At 54.3% G+C, this 17406-nt stretch carries 16 protein-coding genes, 1 tRNA gene and 2 pseudogenes; 15 read left to right on the top strand and 4 right to left on the bottom strand.

Annotation, left to right across the window (positions count from 1 at the left end):
• Positions 1-414 precede the first annotated feature (414 nt).
• From BM258_RS14110 to BM258_RS14055, 13 genes and pseudogenes are all read left to right on the top strand, one after another.
• Positions 415-1485, top strand: coding sequence for a dipeptidase (locus BM258_RS14110; RefSeq protein ID WP_090073329.1), 1071 nt, complete (start codon positions 415-417; stop codon positions 1483-1485).
• Between the two features lie 109 nt (positions 1486-1594).
• On the top strand, positions 1595-3193 hold the full coding sequence (locus BM258_RS14105) for an ABC transporter substrate-binding protein (protein ID WP_090073327.1): 1599 nt from the start codon (positions 1595-1597) through the stop codon (positions 3191-3193).
• 21 nt (positions 3194-3214) lie between these two features.
• Positions 3215-4267, top strand: a complete 1053-nt coding sequence (locus BM258_RS14100) for an ABC transporter permease (protein WP_090073325.1) — start codon at positions 3215-3217, stop codon at positions 4265-4267.
• Between the two features lie 10 nt (positions 4268-4277).
• A complete protein-coding gene (gene nikC, locus BM258_RS14095; protein ID WP_090073323.1) occupies positions 4278-5207 on the top strand; it encodes a nickel transporter permease in 930 nt (309 codons plus the stop codon).
• 80 nt (positions 5208-5287) lie between these two features.
• Positions 5288-6061, top strand: a pseudogene (locus BM258_RS14090) (ABC transporter ATP-binding protein); the annotation flags it as partial.
• The gene (locus BM258_RS14085; protein WP_090073319.1) at positions 6058-6813 is read left to right on the top strand and encodes an ABC transporter ATP-binding protein; all 756 of its coding nucleotides are present in this window, start codon (positions 6058-6060) and stop codon (positions 6811-6813) included. The pseudogene BM258_RS14090 and the gene BM258_RS14085, both read left to right, overlap by 4 nt.
• Positions 6768-7082, top strand: a pseudogene (locus BM258_RS24785) (helix-turn-helix transcriptional regulator); the annotation flags it as partial. The gene BM258_RS14085 and the pseudogene BM258_RS24785, both read left to right, overlap by 46 nt.
• 23 nt (positions 7083-7105) lie before the next feature.
• A complete protein-coding gene (locus BM258_RS25180) occupies positions 7106-7204 on the top strand; it encodes a hypothetical protein (RefSeq protein WP_455423303.1) in 99 nt (32 codons plus the stop codon).
• Between the two features lie 192 nt (positions 7205-7396).
• Positions 7397-8146 (top strand): glutamine ABC transporter substrate-binding protein GlnH, encoded by a 750-nt coding sequence (glnH, locus tag BM258_RS14075; RefSeq protein WP_090073503.1) that lies wholly within the window; start codon positions 7397-7399, stop codon positions 8144-8146.
• A gap of 69 nt (positions 8147-8215) precedes the next feature.
• Positions 8216-8872 (top strand): glutamine ABC transporter permease GlnP, encoded by a 657-nt coding sequence (gene glnP, locus BM258_RS14070; RefSeq protein ID WP_090073315.1) that lies wholly within the window; start codon positions 8216-8218, stop codon positions 8870-8872.
• Positions 8869-9597, top strand: coding sequence for a glutamine ABC transporter ATP-binding protein GlnQ (gene glnQ, locus BM258_RS14065; protein WP_090073313.1), 729 nt, complete (start codon positions 8869-8871; stop codon positions 9595-9597). Before glnP ends, glnQ begins: the two co-directional genes overlap by 4 nt.
• Positions 9587-10603 (top strand): C45 family autoproteolytic acyltransferase/hydrolase, encoded by a 1017-nt coding sequence (locus BM258_RS14060; protein WP_090073311.1) that lies wholly within the window; start codon positions 9587-9589, stop codon positions 10601-10603. The genes glnQ and BM258_RS14060 overlap by 11 nt, the downstream gene beginning before the upstream one ends.
• Entirely contained in the window at positions 10563-11498 is a 936-nt protein-coding gene (locus BM258_RS14055) for a MurR/RpiR family transcriptional regulator (protein ID WP_090073309.1), read from the top strand. Before BM258_RS14060 ends, BM258_RS14055 begins: the two co-directional genes overlap by 41 nt.
• Before the next feature lie 128 nt (positions 11499-11626).
• Here BM258_RS14055 and BM258_RS14050 read toward each other — a convergent pair.
• Positions 11627-11701: transfer RNA gene (locus BM258_RS14050), tRNA-Glu, on the bottom strand.
• Between the two features lie 76 nt (positions 11702-11777).
• Positions 11778-12152, bottom strand: coding sequence for a hypothetical protein (locus tag BM258_RS14045; protein ID WP_090073308.1), 375 nt, complete (start codon positions 12150-12152; stop codon positions 11778-11780).
• Between BM258_RS14045 and BM258_RS14040 the strand changes: the two genes are divergently transcribed.
• Positions 12151-13185 carry an RluA family pseudouridine synthase gene (locus tag BM258_RS14040; RefSeq protein WP_090073306.1) on the top strand — a complete coding sequence of 345 codons (1035 nt, stop codon included), beginning with the start codon at positions 12151-12153 and terminating at the stop codon, positions 13183-13185. The two genes, BM258_RS14045 and BM258_RS14040, sit on opposite strands and share 2 nt — an antisense overlap.
• A 109-nt stretch (positions 13186-13294) precedes the next feature.
• Positions 13295-14191, top strand: a complete 897-nt coding sequence (rpoH, locus tag BM258_RS14035) for an RNA polymerase sigma factor RpoH (protein ID WP_090073304.1) — start codon at positions 13295-13297, stop codon at positions 14189-14191.
• 196 nt (positions 14192-14387) lie between these two features.
• Here the strand turns inward: rpoH and BM258_RS14030 are convergent, their stop codons facing one another.
• On the bottom strand, positions 14388-16025 hold the full coding sequence (locus BM258_RS14030) for a hypothetical protein (RefSeq protein WP_090073303.1): 1638 nt from the start codon (positions 16023-16025) through the stop codon (positions 14388-14390).
• Positions 16026-16104: 79 nt separating this feature from the next.
• Positions 16105-17400: an adenylosuccinate synthase gene (locus BM258_RS14025; RefSeq protein WP_090073301.1), complete on the bottom strand. Its 1296-nt coding sequence runs from the start codon at positions 17398-17400 to the stop codon at positions 16105-16107.
• Positions 17401-17406: the final 6 nt, after the last annotated feature.

The following is a 17406-nucleotide window of genomic DNA, read 5'->3' as shown; positions in this document are numbered from 1 at the left end:
CAATTGTGCACATATCCAAAGATTTCATCACCTGACCAAAAAACAGTCAAAAGAGCACAATTTGCCAAATTTTTCGCCACTCAACGCAACCACTGCTTTTCTAGTCAGAATGATTAATCGCTATTAGAAGGCCTTACCGGCGATCTTTCAATTCTATCAAATGAAAGATGATGCCAAAATAAACGGCACATTTAAGAACAGACAATCATCGTGCCTGTCGTTTTCGCATGAGTTCTTGACTTTGTATTTGCGAACATATTGAGTTCATTCATACTCATTTCCATAAGCAAGAAGAAAGAGCTTTTCTAACACCCCCCAAAAATCCAAGATATTTTTCTTTCTGATCAGGCACTTATGAAACATACCGCCTCAGAAACGAAGTAGCAACAAACACAATAAAAACGCAGATTTTTCATGACATATACTACCAGCCCAATCATTTTCGACGGTCACAACGACTTTTTGCTACGGTTTTATCGGAAAAGCTTGACAATCACTGACGCACTTAAAGGTACAGACACAGGTCAAATGGATCTTCCAAGGGCGAAAGCCGGTGGCTTTGGCGGAGGATTCTATGCGCTTTATGTTCCCAGCGACTTAGGGACCGCATCCCGCGCCAGCTACGAAGACAAGATGAATGAGCCCAGCTACGACCTACCGCTGCCCGAAGAGGTCAAGTGGAATGACGCCATCAAGGTGGTCCTGTCAGAGGTTGCCACCTTCAAAAAGCTGGAAAAGGCAGGATTCCTCAAAGGCTGTACCTCCACCCGAGACATCCTCACCGCCTTCGAAAATGACACAATCGCTGGCGTCCTTCATATGGAAGGAGCCGAAGCCATTGATGAAGAATTCGAAACTCTGGAAGTGCTGTATGCCGCCGGTCTACGATCCATCGGGCCGGTCTGGAGCCGCCCGACCAAATTCGGCCACGGCGTTCCCTTCCGTTATCCGTCAACGGGCGACACAGGACCGGGCTTGACCGATCTTGGCAAGAAACTTGTCACCGAGTGCAACCGCCTCGGCATCATGCTTGACGTATCGCACCTCAACGAGAAGGGATTTGACGATCTGGCGGCTATGACAGACGCCCCGATTGTCGCAACCCACTCCAATGCCTACGCCATCTGCCCCCATGCCCGCAACTTGACCGACCGTCAACTAGCGGTCATCGCTGAAAGCGACGGCATGGTTGGACTGAACTTCGCCGTGGCCTTCCTGCGTCCAGATGGTCAGCAGAATGTGGACACGGACATCGAGCTCATGCTGCGCCATCTCGACTATTTGATGGAGAAGCTCGGTGAAGACCGCGTCGGGCTCGGGTCCGACTTTGACGGTGCAGATATCCCCCAGAACATCAAAGATCTTTCCGGCTTGACCCGATTGCGCGAAGCCATGCGGGAGCATGGATATGGCGAGGAGTTGATGGCCAAACTATGCCACAGCAACTGGATGCGCGCACTCCAGAAAACCTGGAAAGAACAATAAAGAAATCAATCACCTAAGGAAGGTCTCAAGCAAGAGGCATAAGCCCGCGAGACCGGATAATTTGCATACCAAAACCATAAACACGAGATCAATCCAGAGGAACAGAGCTATGAAACATTTCAAGATTTCTCTTTTGGCTGCAGCAGCAGTCGTCACGGTCACGGCGATGCCGACGCTCGCCGAAACACCAAAGAGCATGCTTGTTGTCGCAGAACGCATCGACGATATCATTTCACTTGACCCGGCACAGTCTTTTGAATTCACCGGCAACGAAATCGACAGAAACCTCTATTCTTTCCTGATCAACACCAATCCATTGGATCTGGATGCAGGCTACGGTCCGGATCTCGCCTCCAGCTGGGAAGTGTCCGAAGATGGCAAGACCATCACCTTCAAAATCGCTGAAGGCCGCACATTCGCATCCGGCAACCCGATTACCGCTCAGGATGCCGCCTTTTCCCTGCAGCGCGTGATTCTGCTCAACAAGACACCAAGCTTCATTCTCAGCCAGTTTGGCTTCACCCCTGAGAATGTGAAGGAAAAGATTGTCGCAACGGATGACTATACCCTGTCCATCACGACCGACAAGCCATATGCCGTTTCCTTCGTGCTCAACTGCCTGACGGCAAACGTCGCCGCCATCGTTGACAGCAAATTGACCATGGAAAATGAAGTCGATGGCGATATGGGCAATGCATGGCTGCGCAACCATAGCGCTGGTTCTGGTGCCTACACGCTGAAGAGCCTGAAGCCGAACGAAAGCGTTGTTCTGGTCGCCAACCCGAAATGGTGGGGCGAAACGCCTGCCATGAAGCAGATCTTCATCCGTCAAGTTGCAGAAAGCGCCTCCCAGCGCCTGCTGCTAGAAAAGGGCGATGTTGACGTTGCACGCAACCTCTCCACTGAAGACGTGGCCGCGGTGAGCGAAAGCGACGACATCACTATCCACTCCGAGCTGCGTGGCCGTATCATGTATTGGGCGGCAAACCAGAAGAACGAGATCCTGACCAATCCGAAGGTCCTGGAAGCGCTAAAATATCTCACTGACTATAAGGGCATGGCAGACAGCTTCCTCAAGGGTCAGTATTCGGTGCACCAGTCCTTCCTGCCGCTGACCTATCTTGGCGCACTGGAAGATACCCCCTATTCCCTCGACGTTGAAAAGGGCAAGGCTCTGCTTGCAGAAGCCGGATATCCAGATGGCTTTGAAATCAATGCCATTGTGCGCGAAGCCCAAGAGCGCATCGACATCGCCCAGTCGCTTCAGAACACCTGGGGCCAGGCAGGCGTCAAGCTGAACATCACCGTCGGTACCGGCGCCCAGACACTGGACAAATACCGTGCCCGCGAACATGACATCTATGTTGGCGCATGGGGTCCGGATTATCCCGATCCGAACACCAACGCAGGCACCTTCGCCCTCAACCCGGGCAATGCCGATGATGCAGGCAACACCGGTTATCTCGCATGGCGTAACGCCTGGGATATTCCTGAATATTCCGAACGAACCCTTGCTGCAGTCGTTGAAAACGACGTTGAAAAGCGTAAGCAGATGTATATCGATCTGCAGAAGGAGTTCCAGAAGTCCAGTCCATTCGGCATCATGTTCCAGAAGACCGAACAGGCTGCTCTCCGCTCCAACGTAGCCAACTTCTCACTCGGCGGGGCCATAACAACCACGTCTTACTGGCAGGTCACCAAAGACTAAGTTCGAGTTGGAACAATTATCATGAAAAATCTGGATGGACAGCGTAAGTGGCTGTCCATTCCGCCCATCGTGCGCAAGCCGATCTCGACCCTGTCGACGATCGTCGTTACTATGGTCGGATTGCTGTTTATCACCTTTATCATCGGGCGCGTCATGCCGGTTGATCCGGTATTGGCCATTGTCGGGGAACGCGCCTCCCAGGAACAATATGATGCGACCTACATCGCGCTTGGACTGGATAGACCGCTGCTGGTGCAGTTCTTCTACTATCTCGTCGATGTATTCCACGGCAATCTTGGCGTTTCCATTCGCACGGGCCTGCCTGTGTTCGAGGACATCAAGCGCTTCTTTCCAGCAACCATGGAACTGGCAACCATTGGGACCATTATCGGCATCATTGTCGGCATTCCATTGGGGGTCTTGGCGGCCGTCAAGCGCGGCACATGGATCGATCAGATTGCCCGTTTCATTGCACTAATCGGCTATTCCATTCCCGTATTCTGGATCGGACTTGTTGGCCTTCTCATCTTCTATGGCATTCTGGGCTGGGTCGGCGGCCCGGGCCGTCTCGACATCTTTTATGAAGACCTCGTCCCGCAGGTAACAGGGATGATCCTGATCGACAGCCTGCTGGCCGGTGATCTTGATGTATTCTCGAACGCCTTCTCCCATATCGTGCTGCCTGCGAGCATTTTGGGTTATTATTCGTTGGCCTATATCAGCCGCATGACGCGTTCCTTCATGCTTGAGCAGCTGAATTCGGAATATATTACAGCCGCTCGCGTCAAGGGCCTCTCGGAAGCCCGCGTTATCTGGAAACACGCCTTCCGCAACATCGGTGTTCAGCTGATCACCGTGGTCGCTCTTTCCTATGCCGGGCTGCTGGAAGGGTCAGTGCTGACAGAAATCATTTTCTCGTGGCCAGGCATTGGCAGCTACATCACAACCTCGTTGCTTTCTGCCGATATGGCTGCCGTTCTTGGCGGCACCGTGGTTGTCGGGCTGGTCTTTGTCTGCCTGAACGTCCTGTCCGATATTCTTTATCGTTTACTCGACCCTCGCGCCAAACAGTAGAGACCATGTGATGAGCTTAGTAAAAGAAACAGAAAAGCAAAGCTTGCGTGCCTGGTTGCTGGCCGAGGTACCAACGTCACGCAACCATGCGCGCATGGCAGCCTGGTATCAGAACTGGCTGGCCCTCAAACGCAACACTCTCGCAATGGCGGGACTGGGTATTCTTGTTGCCGTCGTCTTCATCGCGGTCTTCGCCCCCCTGCTCGCACCACACGATCCGTTCAGTCAGGATCTAGCCAATCGCCTTCAGCCGCTCGGCTTTGAGGGGCACCCACTGGGAACGGATTCGCTGGGGCGCGATATTCTTAGCCGCCTGCTCTATGGCTCCCGCATCACGCTCTATATCGTGACGCTGGTGGCCATCATCGCCCCCATCATGGGCCTCATCGTCGGAACCATCTCCGGTTATGCCGGCGGCTGGGTGGACGTTGTGCTCATGCGGATCACCGACATCTTCCTTGCCTTTCCAAAGCTCGTGCTTGCTTTGGCCTTTGTGGCCGCATTGGGCGCCGGCATTGAAAATGCGGTTCTGGCCATCTCGCTAACAGCCTGGCCGCCTTATGCCCGCATCGCCCGGGCAGAGACGCTGACAATCCGCAAATCCGATTTCATTCAGGCGGTCAAACTGCAGGGTGCCGGTCCCATCAGGATCATCACCAAACATATCTGGCCGCTTTGCATCTCCTCGCTGGTTATCCGTGTCACGCTCGATATGGCAGGCGTCATTCTCACGGCAGCCGGGCTTGGCTTCCTTGGCCTCGGCGCTCAGCCTCCTTCACCCGAATGGGGCGCCATGATCTCTGAAGGGCGCAAGTTCATTCTGGACCACTGGTGGGTCGCCACAATGCCCGGCCTTGCCATCTTCATGGTAAGTCTTGCCTTCAACCTGTTGGGTGATGGCTTGCGCGATGTTCTGGACCCCAAGGAGAATGGCCGATGAGCAATCTGGTTGATGTAGAAAATCTCTGGGTCCGGTTCCCCACCCGCACGGGCCTGTTTGATGCGGTGCGCGGCGTCAGCTTTTCCTTGGGAAAGGAACGGCTCGGCATCGTTGGAGAGAGCGGGTCTGGCAAATCCATGACCGGACGGGCTCTTCTGCGCCTCATCCGAAAACCCGGTATCGTCGAAGCAGACCGTATGCAAATCCTCGGGCATGACGTGATGTCTCTGCCTGAAAAAGAGATGCGCAAATTGCGTGGCCGAGATATTTCCATGGTCATGCAGGACCCGAAATATTCGCTCAATCCGGTCATGCGCGTTGGTGAGCAGATCGTCGAAACCCTATCGATTCACGAGAAGGTCGACAAAAAGCTTGCGCGCCAAAAGGCGCTGGAAATGCTCGAGGCCGTGGTTATCCGTGATCCGGAAAGGGTCTATGACGCCTACCCACACGAACTTTCCGGCGGCATGGGACAGAGGGTCATGATCGCCATGATGCTGATCGCCAACCCGAAAATCCTGATCGCCGACGAGCCAACCTCTGCCCTTGACGTATCCGTTCAGATTCAGGTGTTGGAAATCATGGACAAACTTGTCCGCGAGCGTGGCATGGGGCTGATCTTCATCAGCCACGATTTGCGTCTGGTGTCCAATTTCTGCGACCGAATCCTGATCATGTATGGCGGGCGCATTGTCGAGATCTGCGAATCCGGCAAACTGGATCAAGCCACCCACCCCTATACCCGAGGCCTGCTGAATTCCATGCCTCAGCTTGATCATAAGAATGAAAGACTGGAAGTGCTGAACCGTGATCCGGCATGGCGTGACCAAGAAAGTGTAAGTGGGCTGCTATGAAAAAAGCGCTGGAAATTCTCAATCTCAATGTCTGGTTCGGTGAAGAGCCCAATCGTGTCGACGCCGTCAAATCCGTCTCCTTTGCCATCAAGCAGGGAGACAGTTTCGGCTTGGTGGGAGAAAGCGGATCAGGCAAGTCAACAGTGCTGCGCGCGATCACCGGTTTGGTGCCAAACTGGAGTGGTGACATTCTCGTCGACCAGAAACAGCTCGGCGCCAAACGGGATAGAGCCTTCTACAAGACGGTGCAGATGGTCTTTCAGGACCCCTATGCCTCTCTCCACCCGCGCCACACGGTCGATCGGGTTTTAAGCGAAACCCTGCAGCTTCACGGCTTTGGCGATATCGATACCAAAATTCCGAAGCTGCTGGATGACGTCGGGCTCAGTGCCGCCTTTCGCTTCCGTTACCCCCATCAGCTCTCGGGTGGCCAGCGCCAGAGGGTGGCCATTGCCCGCGCACTGGCGCCAGAACCGGAAATTCTTTTGCTGGACGAACCTACCTCGGCGCTGGATGTCTCGGTTCAGGCGGAAATTCTCAATCTGCTGTGTGATCTGCGCGCCGAGCATAATCTCACCTATGTCATGGTCTCCCATGATCTGGCCGTGGTGGGACATATGTGCGACGAGGTCGCCGTGATGCAGCATGGCGCTGTGGTTGAAATGATGACCGTCGACAAAATGCGCCAGCAGCAAGCCGACCACCCATATTCAAAGCATTTGCTGGAAAGCAGCGCCCGCTACAGAGCTTAGCTTGTTGGGAAGCCTCGTTGCGGCAGGGGCGGCTGAACAGCACCATCTATCGCGACATTGACGCGCTCTCTGCTGCCGGCATTCCGGTCTATAGCGAACGAGGCCCCGAGGGTGGGTACAAATTGCTGGAAGGATATCGCGTTCGCCTGAATGGCATGTCATCCAGAAAAGCCGAAGCGCTGGTCTTCTCCGGAATGTCTGGCCCTGCGGCCATCCTTGGGCTCGGGTCCCTGTTGGCCTCCGCGCAAAACAAGCTCATGGTGACCCTCCAGATCAGGCTGTTCACGAGTTCTTGCACCTTGGTCATGAAATCGAGGTATTGGAGCCCACCCGATTGCAGAAAGCGATGGCGGATCTCGCACAAATCATGGCGGCACTTTATGAAAAGTGACGACAGAGCGCTCTCATAACCACCGCAGATTTCTGCCATTTTGCCCAGCATTCGCCTTCAGTTTCTACTTTTTTATAACAATAGCCTTGCACTCAGGCTGAATATATGCAAATAAATTTGCATAATAAAATTGCACGCAAATTTCTGTGCCTAAAAATTCAGCATCACCAAATCAACCATGTGGGAACCAATATGAAATCTCTCCTCAATCTGGCTTGCGCTGCAGCCATTGCCCTCACGGGTGCCCTTTTCTCCGGCTCGGCCAATGCCCAAGACCTTATCATTGCGACCGACACCGCATTCGTGCCATTCGAATTTAAGGATGGCGACAAATATACAGGCTTTGATATCGACATGTGGGAAGCGATCGCCAAGGATCTAGACCTCTCCTACGAACTGCGCCCGATGGATTTCTCCGGCATCATTCCTGCCTTGCAGACCGGTCAGGTGGATGTTGCTCTGGCAGGCATCACCATCAAACCGTCCCGCGAAGAGGTTATCGATTTCTCGGATGGCTACTATGAGAGCGGCTTTCTGCTGATGGTATCCTCTGACAGCGACATCAAGGGCGCTGAAGACCTCAAGGGCAAGACCCTTGCGGTGAAGACCGGCACCTCCGCTTCTGACTATGCGACCGAGAATTTCGAAGGCACCGAGCTGCGCAAGTTCCCCAATATCGACAACGCCTATCTCGAGCTGCGTACCGGCCGTGTGGATGCCGCCATGCATGACACGCCAAACGTGCTTTACTACATCAAAAAGGCTGGCAACGGTCAGGTAAAAACCGTTGGCAAGCAGATGATGGCCCAGCAATATGGCATCGGCTTCCCCAAAGGCAGCGATCTGGTCAGCAAAGTCAACACGGTTTTGGCCGCGATGAAAGAAGACGGCCGCTATGACGCCATTTATAAAAAATGGTTCGGCACCGTTCCTGCCAAATAAGCGCCTTCATGCTTTCAGGCCGGGCCAAACGCGCTCGGCCTTTCTTTTTCTCAAAAATTGAGACTTCCCATGGAAATCGACTGGTCAGTCGTCATCACCTACATGCCGCAATTGCTGCAGGGTGCAAAAACGACAATATACATAACCATTCTAGGCCTCGTCGGGGGGCTGGTGCTGGGCTCTATAGCCGGTCTCATGCGCGCCTATGGTGGCCGTATCCTCAATGCTATTGCCTTCGTCTATATCGAGCTGATCCGTGGCACGCCAATCGTGGTTCAGGTCATGTTTCTCTATTTCGCGCTGCCGGTGCTCGCCGATATCCGGATTGATCCGATGGGGGCCGCCGTTCTGTCGATCGTGGTCAATGCCGGGGCCTATATCGCCGAGATCGTGCGCGGCGCTTTCCTTTCGATTGGCAAAGGGTTGAGCGAAGCCGGGCTGGCTCTGGGATTGCCGCGCTGGAAAGTGCTGGTCTATATCGTTGGCCCGCTCGCCTTCCGTCGCCTCATTCCGCCGCTTGGCAACCAGTTCATCGTTTCGCTTAAGGATACATCGCTGTTTATCGTCATTGGCGTGGCTGAGCTGACCCGGACAGGGCAAGAGATCATGGCCTCCAACTTCCGGGCCGTAGAAATCTGGACCGCTGTTGCCGTTCTCTATCTGATCATGACCGGGGCTCTGACCCTACTCCTGCGGGTCGTTGAAAAGAGGATGAAGATCCTATGAGCATCATCGAATTTCATAAAACGTCAAAGGCGTTCGGCCCTCTAACGGTGTTGGACGAAGTGGACCTCAGCATTGATGCTGGTGAAGTGGTCGTGCTTGTCGGGCCTTCCGGATCGGGCAAATCGACCCTACTGCGCTGCATCAATGCGTTGGAGACGATTACCGGCGGCGACCTGATCGTTGACGGATTGAGCGTCAAGGGCAATGCGCGGCAATTGCGCGAAATCCGGCAAGAGGCCGGCATGGTGTTCCAGCAGTTCAATCTGTTCCCACAATTGACAGCTCTCAAGAATGTTGCCTTCGGGCCAAGGCAAGTGCGCCATCTTTCCCAGTCAGAGGCGGAAAGCGTTGCCAGAGATCTGCTCAAGAAGGTCGGGCTGGAAGACAAGGCCGACCATTTGCCATCGGAGCTGTCTGGTGGCCAGCAGCAGCGCGTAGCCATTGCCCGCGCCCTGGCGGTCAAACCCAAGGTCATGCTGTTTGACGAGCCGACCTCTGCGCTTGATCCCGAACTCAAGCATGAAGTGCTCAGTGTAATGCAACAATTGGCTGAAGAAGGCATGACCATGGTTGTCGTAACCCATGAAATGGCCTTTGCGAAAAAGGTCGGGTCGCGCCTCATCTTCATGGAGCATGGCAAGATTGCCGTCGATGGTAATCCGCGCGACGTGATTGACAACCCGCCTAATGATCGCATGAAGGACTTCTTGCACCATGTCGAATAAGCCCCGCGATCTGGGCAGGATAGAAGCCGCAGGAACACCATTTCAGATTGGATATCGCCTTGGAAAAGAAGGGCGTAAGATTGTGCACGAACACCTGCTCCCAAGCGAGATCTGGCAACAGGTAACGGAAAAAGCCGAGGCTGGAAAAATTCAACAGATGAGCCGGATGGTTCAAGAGCAATTTCCTCGCATCTGGGAAGAACTGGAAGGCTTGGCCGAGGGGCTGGAATTGCCGCTTGATCAGGTTGTGGCGTGGAATTGTCGCGGCGACCTGCTTGCCTCAGCGCCCGATGGATGCACCACGGTCGCTTTGCCCGGAGATAATCCCGTCGTGGCACACAATGAAGACGGCTTGCCCTTCTTCCGCGGGGCCTGTTTTCTGGCTGATATCAGACCTGACGCAGGCCCGGCCTTTACTTCATTCTGCTATCCGGGCTCAATTCCCGGCCACACATTTGCGATCACCGAGACAGGGATGGTTCAGACCGTCAACAATTTGCGTCTGGAGGAAGCCCCGTGTGGCATGCCGCGTATGGTGATCGGGCGCGCCATGCTGGCCTGTTCTAGCTTGGAAGGGGTGTTAGAAATGCTGCATAGCATTCCGACCAGCGGAGGATTTCACGTTCTGCTGGGACAACGCAGCCAAGAGGCCAATATGCGCCTTGTTTCCATCGAATTTGGAGCTGGCACGCTGGCAACGAAGGAAATATCCACTCCCTTTGCTCATGCGAATCATGCTCTCCTCATTGCCAAACGACAGATCGTGACTGAGTCATCACGCGACAGACAAAAGCGAGCTCAGGACCTTCTGACAGAGAAAGATGCGTTGCCATTGGCTATATTGCGCGATATCGACGGGCAAGGCCTGCCCATAAGGCGGGACCAGCCAGACGACCCCGACAATGAGAATACGTTGGCGACCGGCCTATTTGAGTTTTGTGAAGACAAGGTGAAGTGGACAATTTATGACACCCTCTCAGACGACAGCTTCTACACCAACAGGTGAGAATGGCCTGCCGCCTTCGACCATCGAGGGGCTGCGGGACTTGATGATCAAGGTTGGCCGAGGCCAGAGTGATATTCACCTCGGCCCCAAGGCGCTGGCAGCCTTGGGCAAAATCCTCAATCTGCAGGGTGACCCTGCACTATTCTCCATCACCACCCTTGCAGATCGTCTCGAGGTCAATGCCTCAACCATAACCCGGCTGGCGCGCAATCTTGGCTATCCCGGCTTTGGCGCCTTTCAAGAGGTTTTGATCAAGGCCTCGATATCCTCACCGGGAGAGTTTTACTCCAAGAAGGCACAACAAACCCTGCAAAGCGGTGATAAGCCGAGCCTCTCCAAGGTTTCCCAGCTGTGCCATGAGAGCCAAGCCAACACCGATCGCCTGATTGAGAGCTTCGATACCGCTGCATTCGATCATGCTGTGTCCATGATCACCAACGCACCGCGCATTGGCCTCTACGGAATTCGGCAGTTTCATGCTTTTGCGAGTTTTCTCACCTATGGCTTGAGGATGATCCGCGCGGATGTGAATTTGTTGGACAGCAACGCCTTGGGACTGGCTGAAGGAATGGCCCAATATTCATCCGAAGACTTGTTGATAGCCGGCAGCTGCGCGCCCTACTCCGTTCAAACCGTCAAGGCGGTTGAAGCGGCCCATGAGTGTGGCATACAAACACTGGTCATCACGGATTCGCCTGCATCCCCCCTTGTAAAATTCTCTGACGAAGCACTCTTTTCACCTCATCAGACGAGCTTTATTTCCAACTCCATCTCAACCTTCATGCTTCTTGCCGAATGCATAATCAATGGCTGTGCCGCAGCCACTCCGGACGCAACTCAAAAAGCACTTGAGGACAGGGACCGACTGATAAAGCTGATGCAGATCGAAATGTAGGGGTTGGGCTACCTGCGGGGTAACATTTATAGTCCCGAGGCTCAGCTCTGCTAAGAGAATGGAAATTGTCCCCGAAATGACAAAAGCCCTCGCAATTAAGAAAATTGCGAGGGCTTTTAGCAAACGATTGGTACGCCCTACGGGACTCGAACCCGTGTTACCGCCGTGAAAGGGCGGCGTCCTAACCGCTAGACGAAGGGCGCTCATCAATCGGTGAGGCGGTTTATAGGGAGCTTTGTGTCAAAGCGCAAGAGACGATTTTGACGAATCTGTGAATATTCATTGCCCCTGTGGAATAAACTCGATCCGGCGGCTCACAGAGCCGGATTTCTTGTCGACCGTCATCAGGGATGTCCGATCTTCTCCATCCACCAGAAGATAGATCGTGCCATTCTCGACAATCATCGAGCGCACGCTCTCACCGGCCTTCAATTGATTACCCACAATGACCGGATCACCTTGACCATTCTCTGCACTTTCATTATTGGCTACGCTCTTGTAGATAATAACACCAAGAATGGAAAAGATACCAAGCCCCATGATCAGGATTGAAGAGACAACCATCATGCGGATCTTGCGTTGAACATCCAGCATTTCCGGGCTCTGAAAGGACTCATCGCCGGGCATTTGTTCGTCGGGAGTTTGTTGCACCATGTCTGACTCTTGTTTTGATAGTGAAAATGAAATCCTGTCTTTCCTCATCGAAGAGGACGAGGCCGGCAAGCGCCTTGATGCCGTCATCGCCACCAAGGATACGCGCCACTCCCGCTCCCGCTTCAAGAGCCTGATCAAGAAAGGCCATGTTGTCCTTGCTCGCCCCGATCAGGCAGAGCGGACGATACTGGAGCCCAACCAGCGGGTCAATGTGGGTGATCGTATAACGGTCACTCTGCCTGCCCCCGAAGATCCGACCCCACAGGGTGAAGATATTCCGCTCGACGTGGTCTTTGAGGATGATGACCTGATCGTCATCAATAAACCGGCCGGGCTGGTCGTGCATCCCGCAGCGGGCAACTGGACAGGGACACTGGTCAATGCGCTCATCCACCACTGCGGCGACAGTCTATCGGGCATTGGGGGCGTCAAGCGCCCTGGCATCGTGCACAGGCTAGATAAAGAGACCTCTGGCCTGTTGGTCGTCGCCAAAACAGATGCGGCCCACAAGGGGCTCAGTGAGCAATTTGCAGACCATGGACGGTCTGGCCCTCTTGTCAGGGCCTATCAGGCATTGGTATGGGGGCAGCTCAAAAACAAGAAGGGAACGATCGACACCCAGATCGGGCGCTCGCAGCATAACCGTCTCAAGCAGAAAGTGCTGAAGCAGGGTGGCAGGCAAGCCATCACTCATTACCGCCTTTTGGAAGAATTTGCCTCAGAAGGGGACATTCTGGCTTCATTGGTCGAATGTAAGCTCGAAACCGGCCGCACGCACCAGATCCGCGTGCATATGGCCCATATCGGCCACCCCCTTGTGGGTGACCCGGAATACGGGCAGGGCTTCAAATCCAAGCTCAATAAACTCCCCAGAGACTTGGCCGAGGATATAGAAAACCGCAAGCGACAAGCGCTTCACGCAGGATTGCTGGGCTTTGCGCATCCGATAAACGGCGAAGAAATGGTTTTTCAAAGCGAAATGCCGGAAGATTTACAAAATGTAATGAATGCATTGAAGAAAATGTCAATTTAATTGGGTCAAGGCCCTGTAATTGTCGCATTTCTGCCTATATTTGTTATGTCCGCAGGCTACGGCTGCGCAACTCGTCCTGCCATTTTGGGGGATAAGAGGAGTAATATGAATGGCAAAAAATTCTACTGGTAATATCCCAGCGCTCTCTTCCGAAGGAGGATTGAGCAGCTATCTCAACGAAATCCGACGCTTCCCAATGCTTGAGCCGCAAGAAGAATATATGCTGGCCAAGCGTTACGCCGACTATGGTGACAGCAAGGCGGCCCACAAATTGGTGACGAGCCATCTGCGCCTTGTTGCCAAAATTGCGATGGGCTATCGCGGCTATGGTTTGCCCGTGAGCGAAGTCGTCTCCGAAGGCAATGTCGGCCTCATGCAGGCCGTCAAGCGCTTTGATGCAGACAAGGGCTTCCGTCTGGCCACCTACGCAATGTGGTGGATTCGCGCCAGCATTCAGGAATATATCCTGCGTTCTTGGTCCCTAGTCAAAATGGGCACCACAGCAAACCAGAAGCGTCTCTTCTTCAACCTGCGCAAGGTGAAGGGTCAGATTCAGGCTCTGGAAGACGGCGATCTGAAGCCCGATCAGGTTGATTATATCGCCGAGAAACTTGGTGTCAGCAACGAAGAAGTCATTTCGATGAACCGCCGCCTTTCCGGCGACGCATCCCTCAATGCGCCTCTCAAATCAGATGGCGAGAGCGGACAGTGGCAGGATTGGCTGGTGGATGACAGCGAAAGTCAGGAAACCGTTCTGGCCGACAAAGAAGAGTTCAATCATCGCATGGACCTTCTGAGCAACGCCATGGGCATTCTGAATGATCGCGAGCGCCGTATTTTTGAAGCGCGTCGACTGGCCGAAAAACCGGCAACGCTGGAAGAGCTTTCCGAAGAATTCTCCGTCAGCCGCGAGCGCATTCGTCAGATCGAAGTGCGCGCCTTTGAAAAGGTGCAAAAAGAGGTTCAGACAGCTGCAGCCAAGGCACTGGAAACAGAATCTGCCTGAGCCGCCAGCCTCACCATAAAATCTGGCGCTTGGCGACACAGACAAGCGCATGCTGAGAAAACAAAAGACTGCTCGGACACCCGTCCGGCAGTCTTTTTTATGCCTATCGATTGAGACGCGCCTAAACGCAAACCGTGCGTCTCACGCGCTGGCTTCAGATCTTCAAAAGCCCGAGAACGTGCAGGAAGACTCCGCTCTAGCGACTGGACCAGGCTTGAATGGCCTTTGTAATCACCTGATCCCCAGCCTCGCCTTTTTCAAGCGTGAGGATCGCACGACGACCGGTCTCATACTGGATCGGAATATCAATCCAACCGCGCAAATGCAGCAGTTCCAGATTATAGCGTTCTTCCCGGTCTCCCGAGGTAAGCGCAACCCAGTGCAGGTCATCAGCGATGCGAATAGCAGCCCCGACAAGCCCTTCCCCTCGGCTCTGCTCGGTTGGTTTGAGAATAAGTCCAGGAATCTTGACAATCGCCTTGGCCGGATCTGCGTCAGCATGGGTGGCTGAAATCTCGATCAGATGAGAAGCAGGAAGTTCCGCATCCAGATTCTTCTTCATCGTGATGTTGAAGGACATCTTCTTGTCCGGAATGGTTGCGTCGATCACAACAACCGCATTGTCTCCTTCTCCATCAAGAGACCAGAGAACTTCGCCAGCACTTGCAGACCCCGGTTCGCCCTCGCCCCCCGGTTCCTCATAAAGGATCGAGCGCTGGGCAACAGACAGATCAGCCGGACCACTGCTTGCACCATTATTTGCATCTTCAACCGCCGGAGCGGTGGCATCAGCCGTCGTTGTACCGGCTTGAGCGGTTGCATCGTCGTCTTGCGCTGCGCCATCTTCTTCCGATGGAGGCGTAACGGTAATCGTGCGGACGGACTTGGCCGCCATATCGGATGAATTGCTGGAGGAGCCAGTATCGCCCGGTTGCGTTTTCCCAACAGACTGGGCGAAGCCATTGGCAGCCTGCTCGGTGTCAGTCGTATCGGAAAGAAGGAAGGCATCCCTGTTGGCATACAGCAGATAACCACTGCCAATCAGCACAACAACAATCAGCATGGCGATGGCAATCAACCCAAAGCGCGATTTGGAGCCATCATCATCTGCGGAATCATCAGAAGCATAGCTGGGGCGATCAGAGACGCCCTCTTCGATGCTAGGCCGTTTATAGGTCTTGGATTGAGAAACAACCGCGTCGCCAAGCGTTGGTTCGATGCGGGCCGCCTCCCCGCTGTCGCGTTCCTCGCCCACAGCATCGGCAGCATCCTGAGCATGCTTGACAGCCTTGTTGGTCGCCTGCCCGAGCGCATTGGCATCCCTGACTGCATTTTTCAGGACATCCTGTCCAGCGCGACGCACAACCTTATCAGAAGGAGACTTCTTTTCGAGAATCTCCTGCTTGGGTCTTTCCTTGGTATCAGGCCGCTCGCCCTGATGTGGTTTTTGAGGCTTAGCGCGCTCATCGCTAGCCTCGCCTGCGTCCCGCTCATCATCATTCGGCCGGTCGCTTTTGGGCTTGTGTGAAGCCCCAACCTTTGGCGCCTCATGAGGATGTTGATCGGCCCGAACATGTGCCTCATCATCAGTATCATGATGAGCGGGAGCAAGAGACATGCCGCTTCCACTCAAATCGCGCTCAACAGCCCTTACGGCTTCTTCGAGCGCCATGCGTTGCTTGGATATATCGGCAGGAGTTAATGGCGGATCCATATTCTGAAGCTTCGCCAAAAGCGCCTTGCGCGCCTTGTCGTAGATCGTCTGCCTCTGTTCCCTAGTCTGGGTAGGCACAGCCTCTACGGCCCGCTTCAAAATTGCGTAATAGTCCGCCATTTCCTATTCCATTCACTTGTCCGCCGGAGCCACCTGAGCACAAAAGATCGCACCAACCAAGACAATAGGCAACCCCAACCTAATCTTCGTAAGGGTCCTGCACGAGAATCGTGTCTTCCCTCTCAGGGCTGGTAGACAAAAGAGCAACCGGAGCGCCAATCAGCTCTTCCACATGGCGAACATATTTCACAGCCTGTGCTGGCAATTCTTTCCAGGTACGGGCTCCTGCAGTCGTTTCAGACCAGCCTTCCATAGTTTCATAAATCGGCTCCACACGAGCCTGTGCCCCTTGCGAAGCAGGAAGGTAATCGATTCGTTCGCCATCCAGCATATACCCGACGCATATCTTGATTTCTTCAAGGCCGTCAAGTACATCGAGTTTGGTCAGCGCAATGCCGGTGATGCCGGAGGTGCAAACAGTCTGGCGCACCAGAACCGCATCGAACCAGCCACAACGGCGCTTACGACCGGTGACAACGCCGAATTCATGGCCTTTTTCACCCAAAAACTGCCCTACTTCATCGAACAGCTCGGTCGGGAAAGGCCCCTCACCCACGCGGGTGGTGTAGGCTTTGGTAATCCCCAACACATAGTTGAGCGCTGATGGCCCGATGCCTGACCCGGCAGCAGCCTGACCGGCAGAGGTGTGGGAAGAGGTCACAAACGGATAAGTGCCGTGATCAACGTCGAGCAGGGCGCCCTGCGCACCTTCGAACAGGATGCGCTTGCCAGCCTTGCGGGCCTGATCCAGCAGACGCCAGCTCTGGTCCATGAAAGGCAGAACCTGATCAGCAACGCTCATCAGCTCTTCATAGATGTCATCCGCTTTGATTTCTTCAACACCCAAGCCGCGACGCAGCGGATTGTGGTGAGCCAACAGGCGATCAATCTTGGCAGGCAGGGTTTCCGGATTGGACAGATCCATCACGCGGATTGCGCGACGACCAACCTTATCTTCATAAGCTGGACCAATGCCGCGCTTGGTGGTGCCAATCTTGGTGCCGGCAGATGCGGCTTCCTCACGCATCGCATCAAGTTCACGATGCAGCGACAGGATCAGAGAGGCATTCTCGGCAATGCGCAGATTATCGCGAGACACAGCCACGCCCTGTTCGCCAAGACGGCCGATTTCAGCGACCAGCGCGTGCGGATCAACGACAACGCCGTTACCGATGACACCCATGGTGCCTGGACGCACAACACCAGATGGCAGCAGGCTGAGCTTGTAGCTTACACCATCGATGACCAGCGTATGGCCTGCATTATGGCCGCCCTGAAAGCGTACCACGATATCGGCTCGCTCCGACAGCCAGTCTACGATCTTGCCTTTTCCCTCGTCGCCCCATTGCGACCCGACGACCACAACATTTGCCATCGATGC

Origin of the sequence: Cohaesibacter marisflavi (genome assembly GCF_900115225.1) — a bacterium.
GTDB classification, from domain to species: domain Bacteria; phylum Pseudomonadota; class Alphaproteobacteria; order Rhizobiales; family Cohaesibacteraceae; genus Cohaesibacter; species Cohaesibacter marisflavi.
This window is presented reverse-complemented; position numbering and strand designations above follow the sequence as displayed.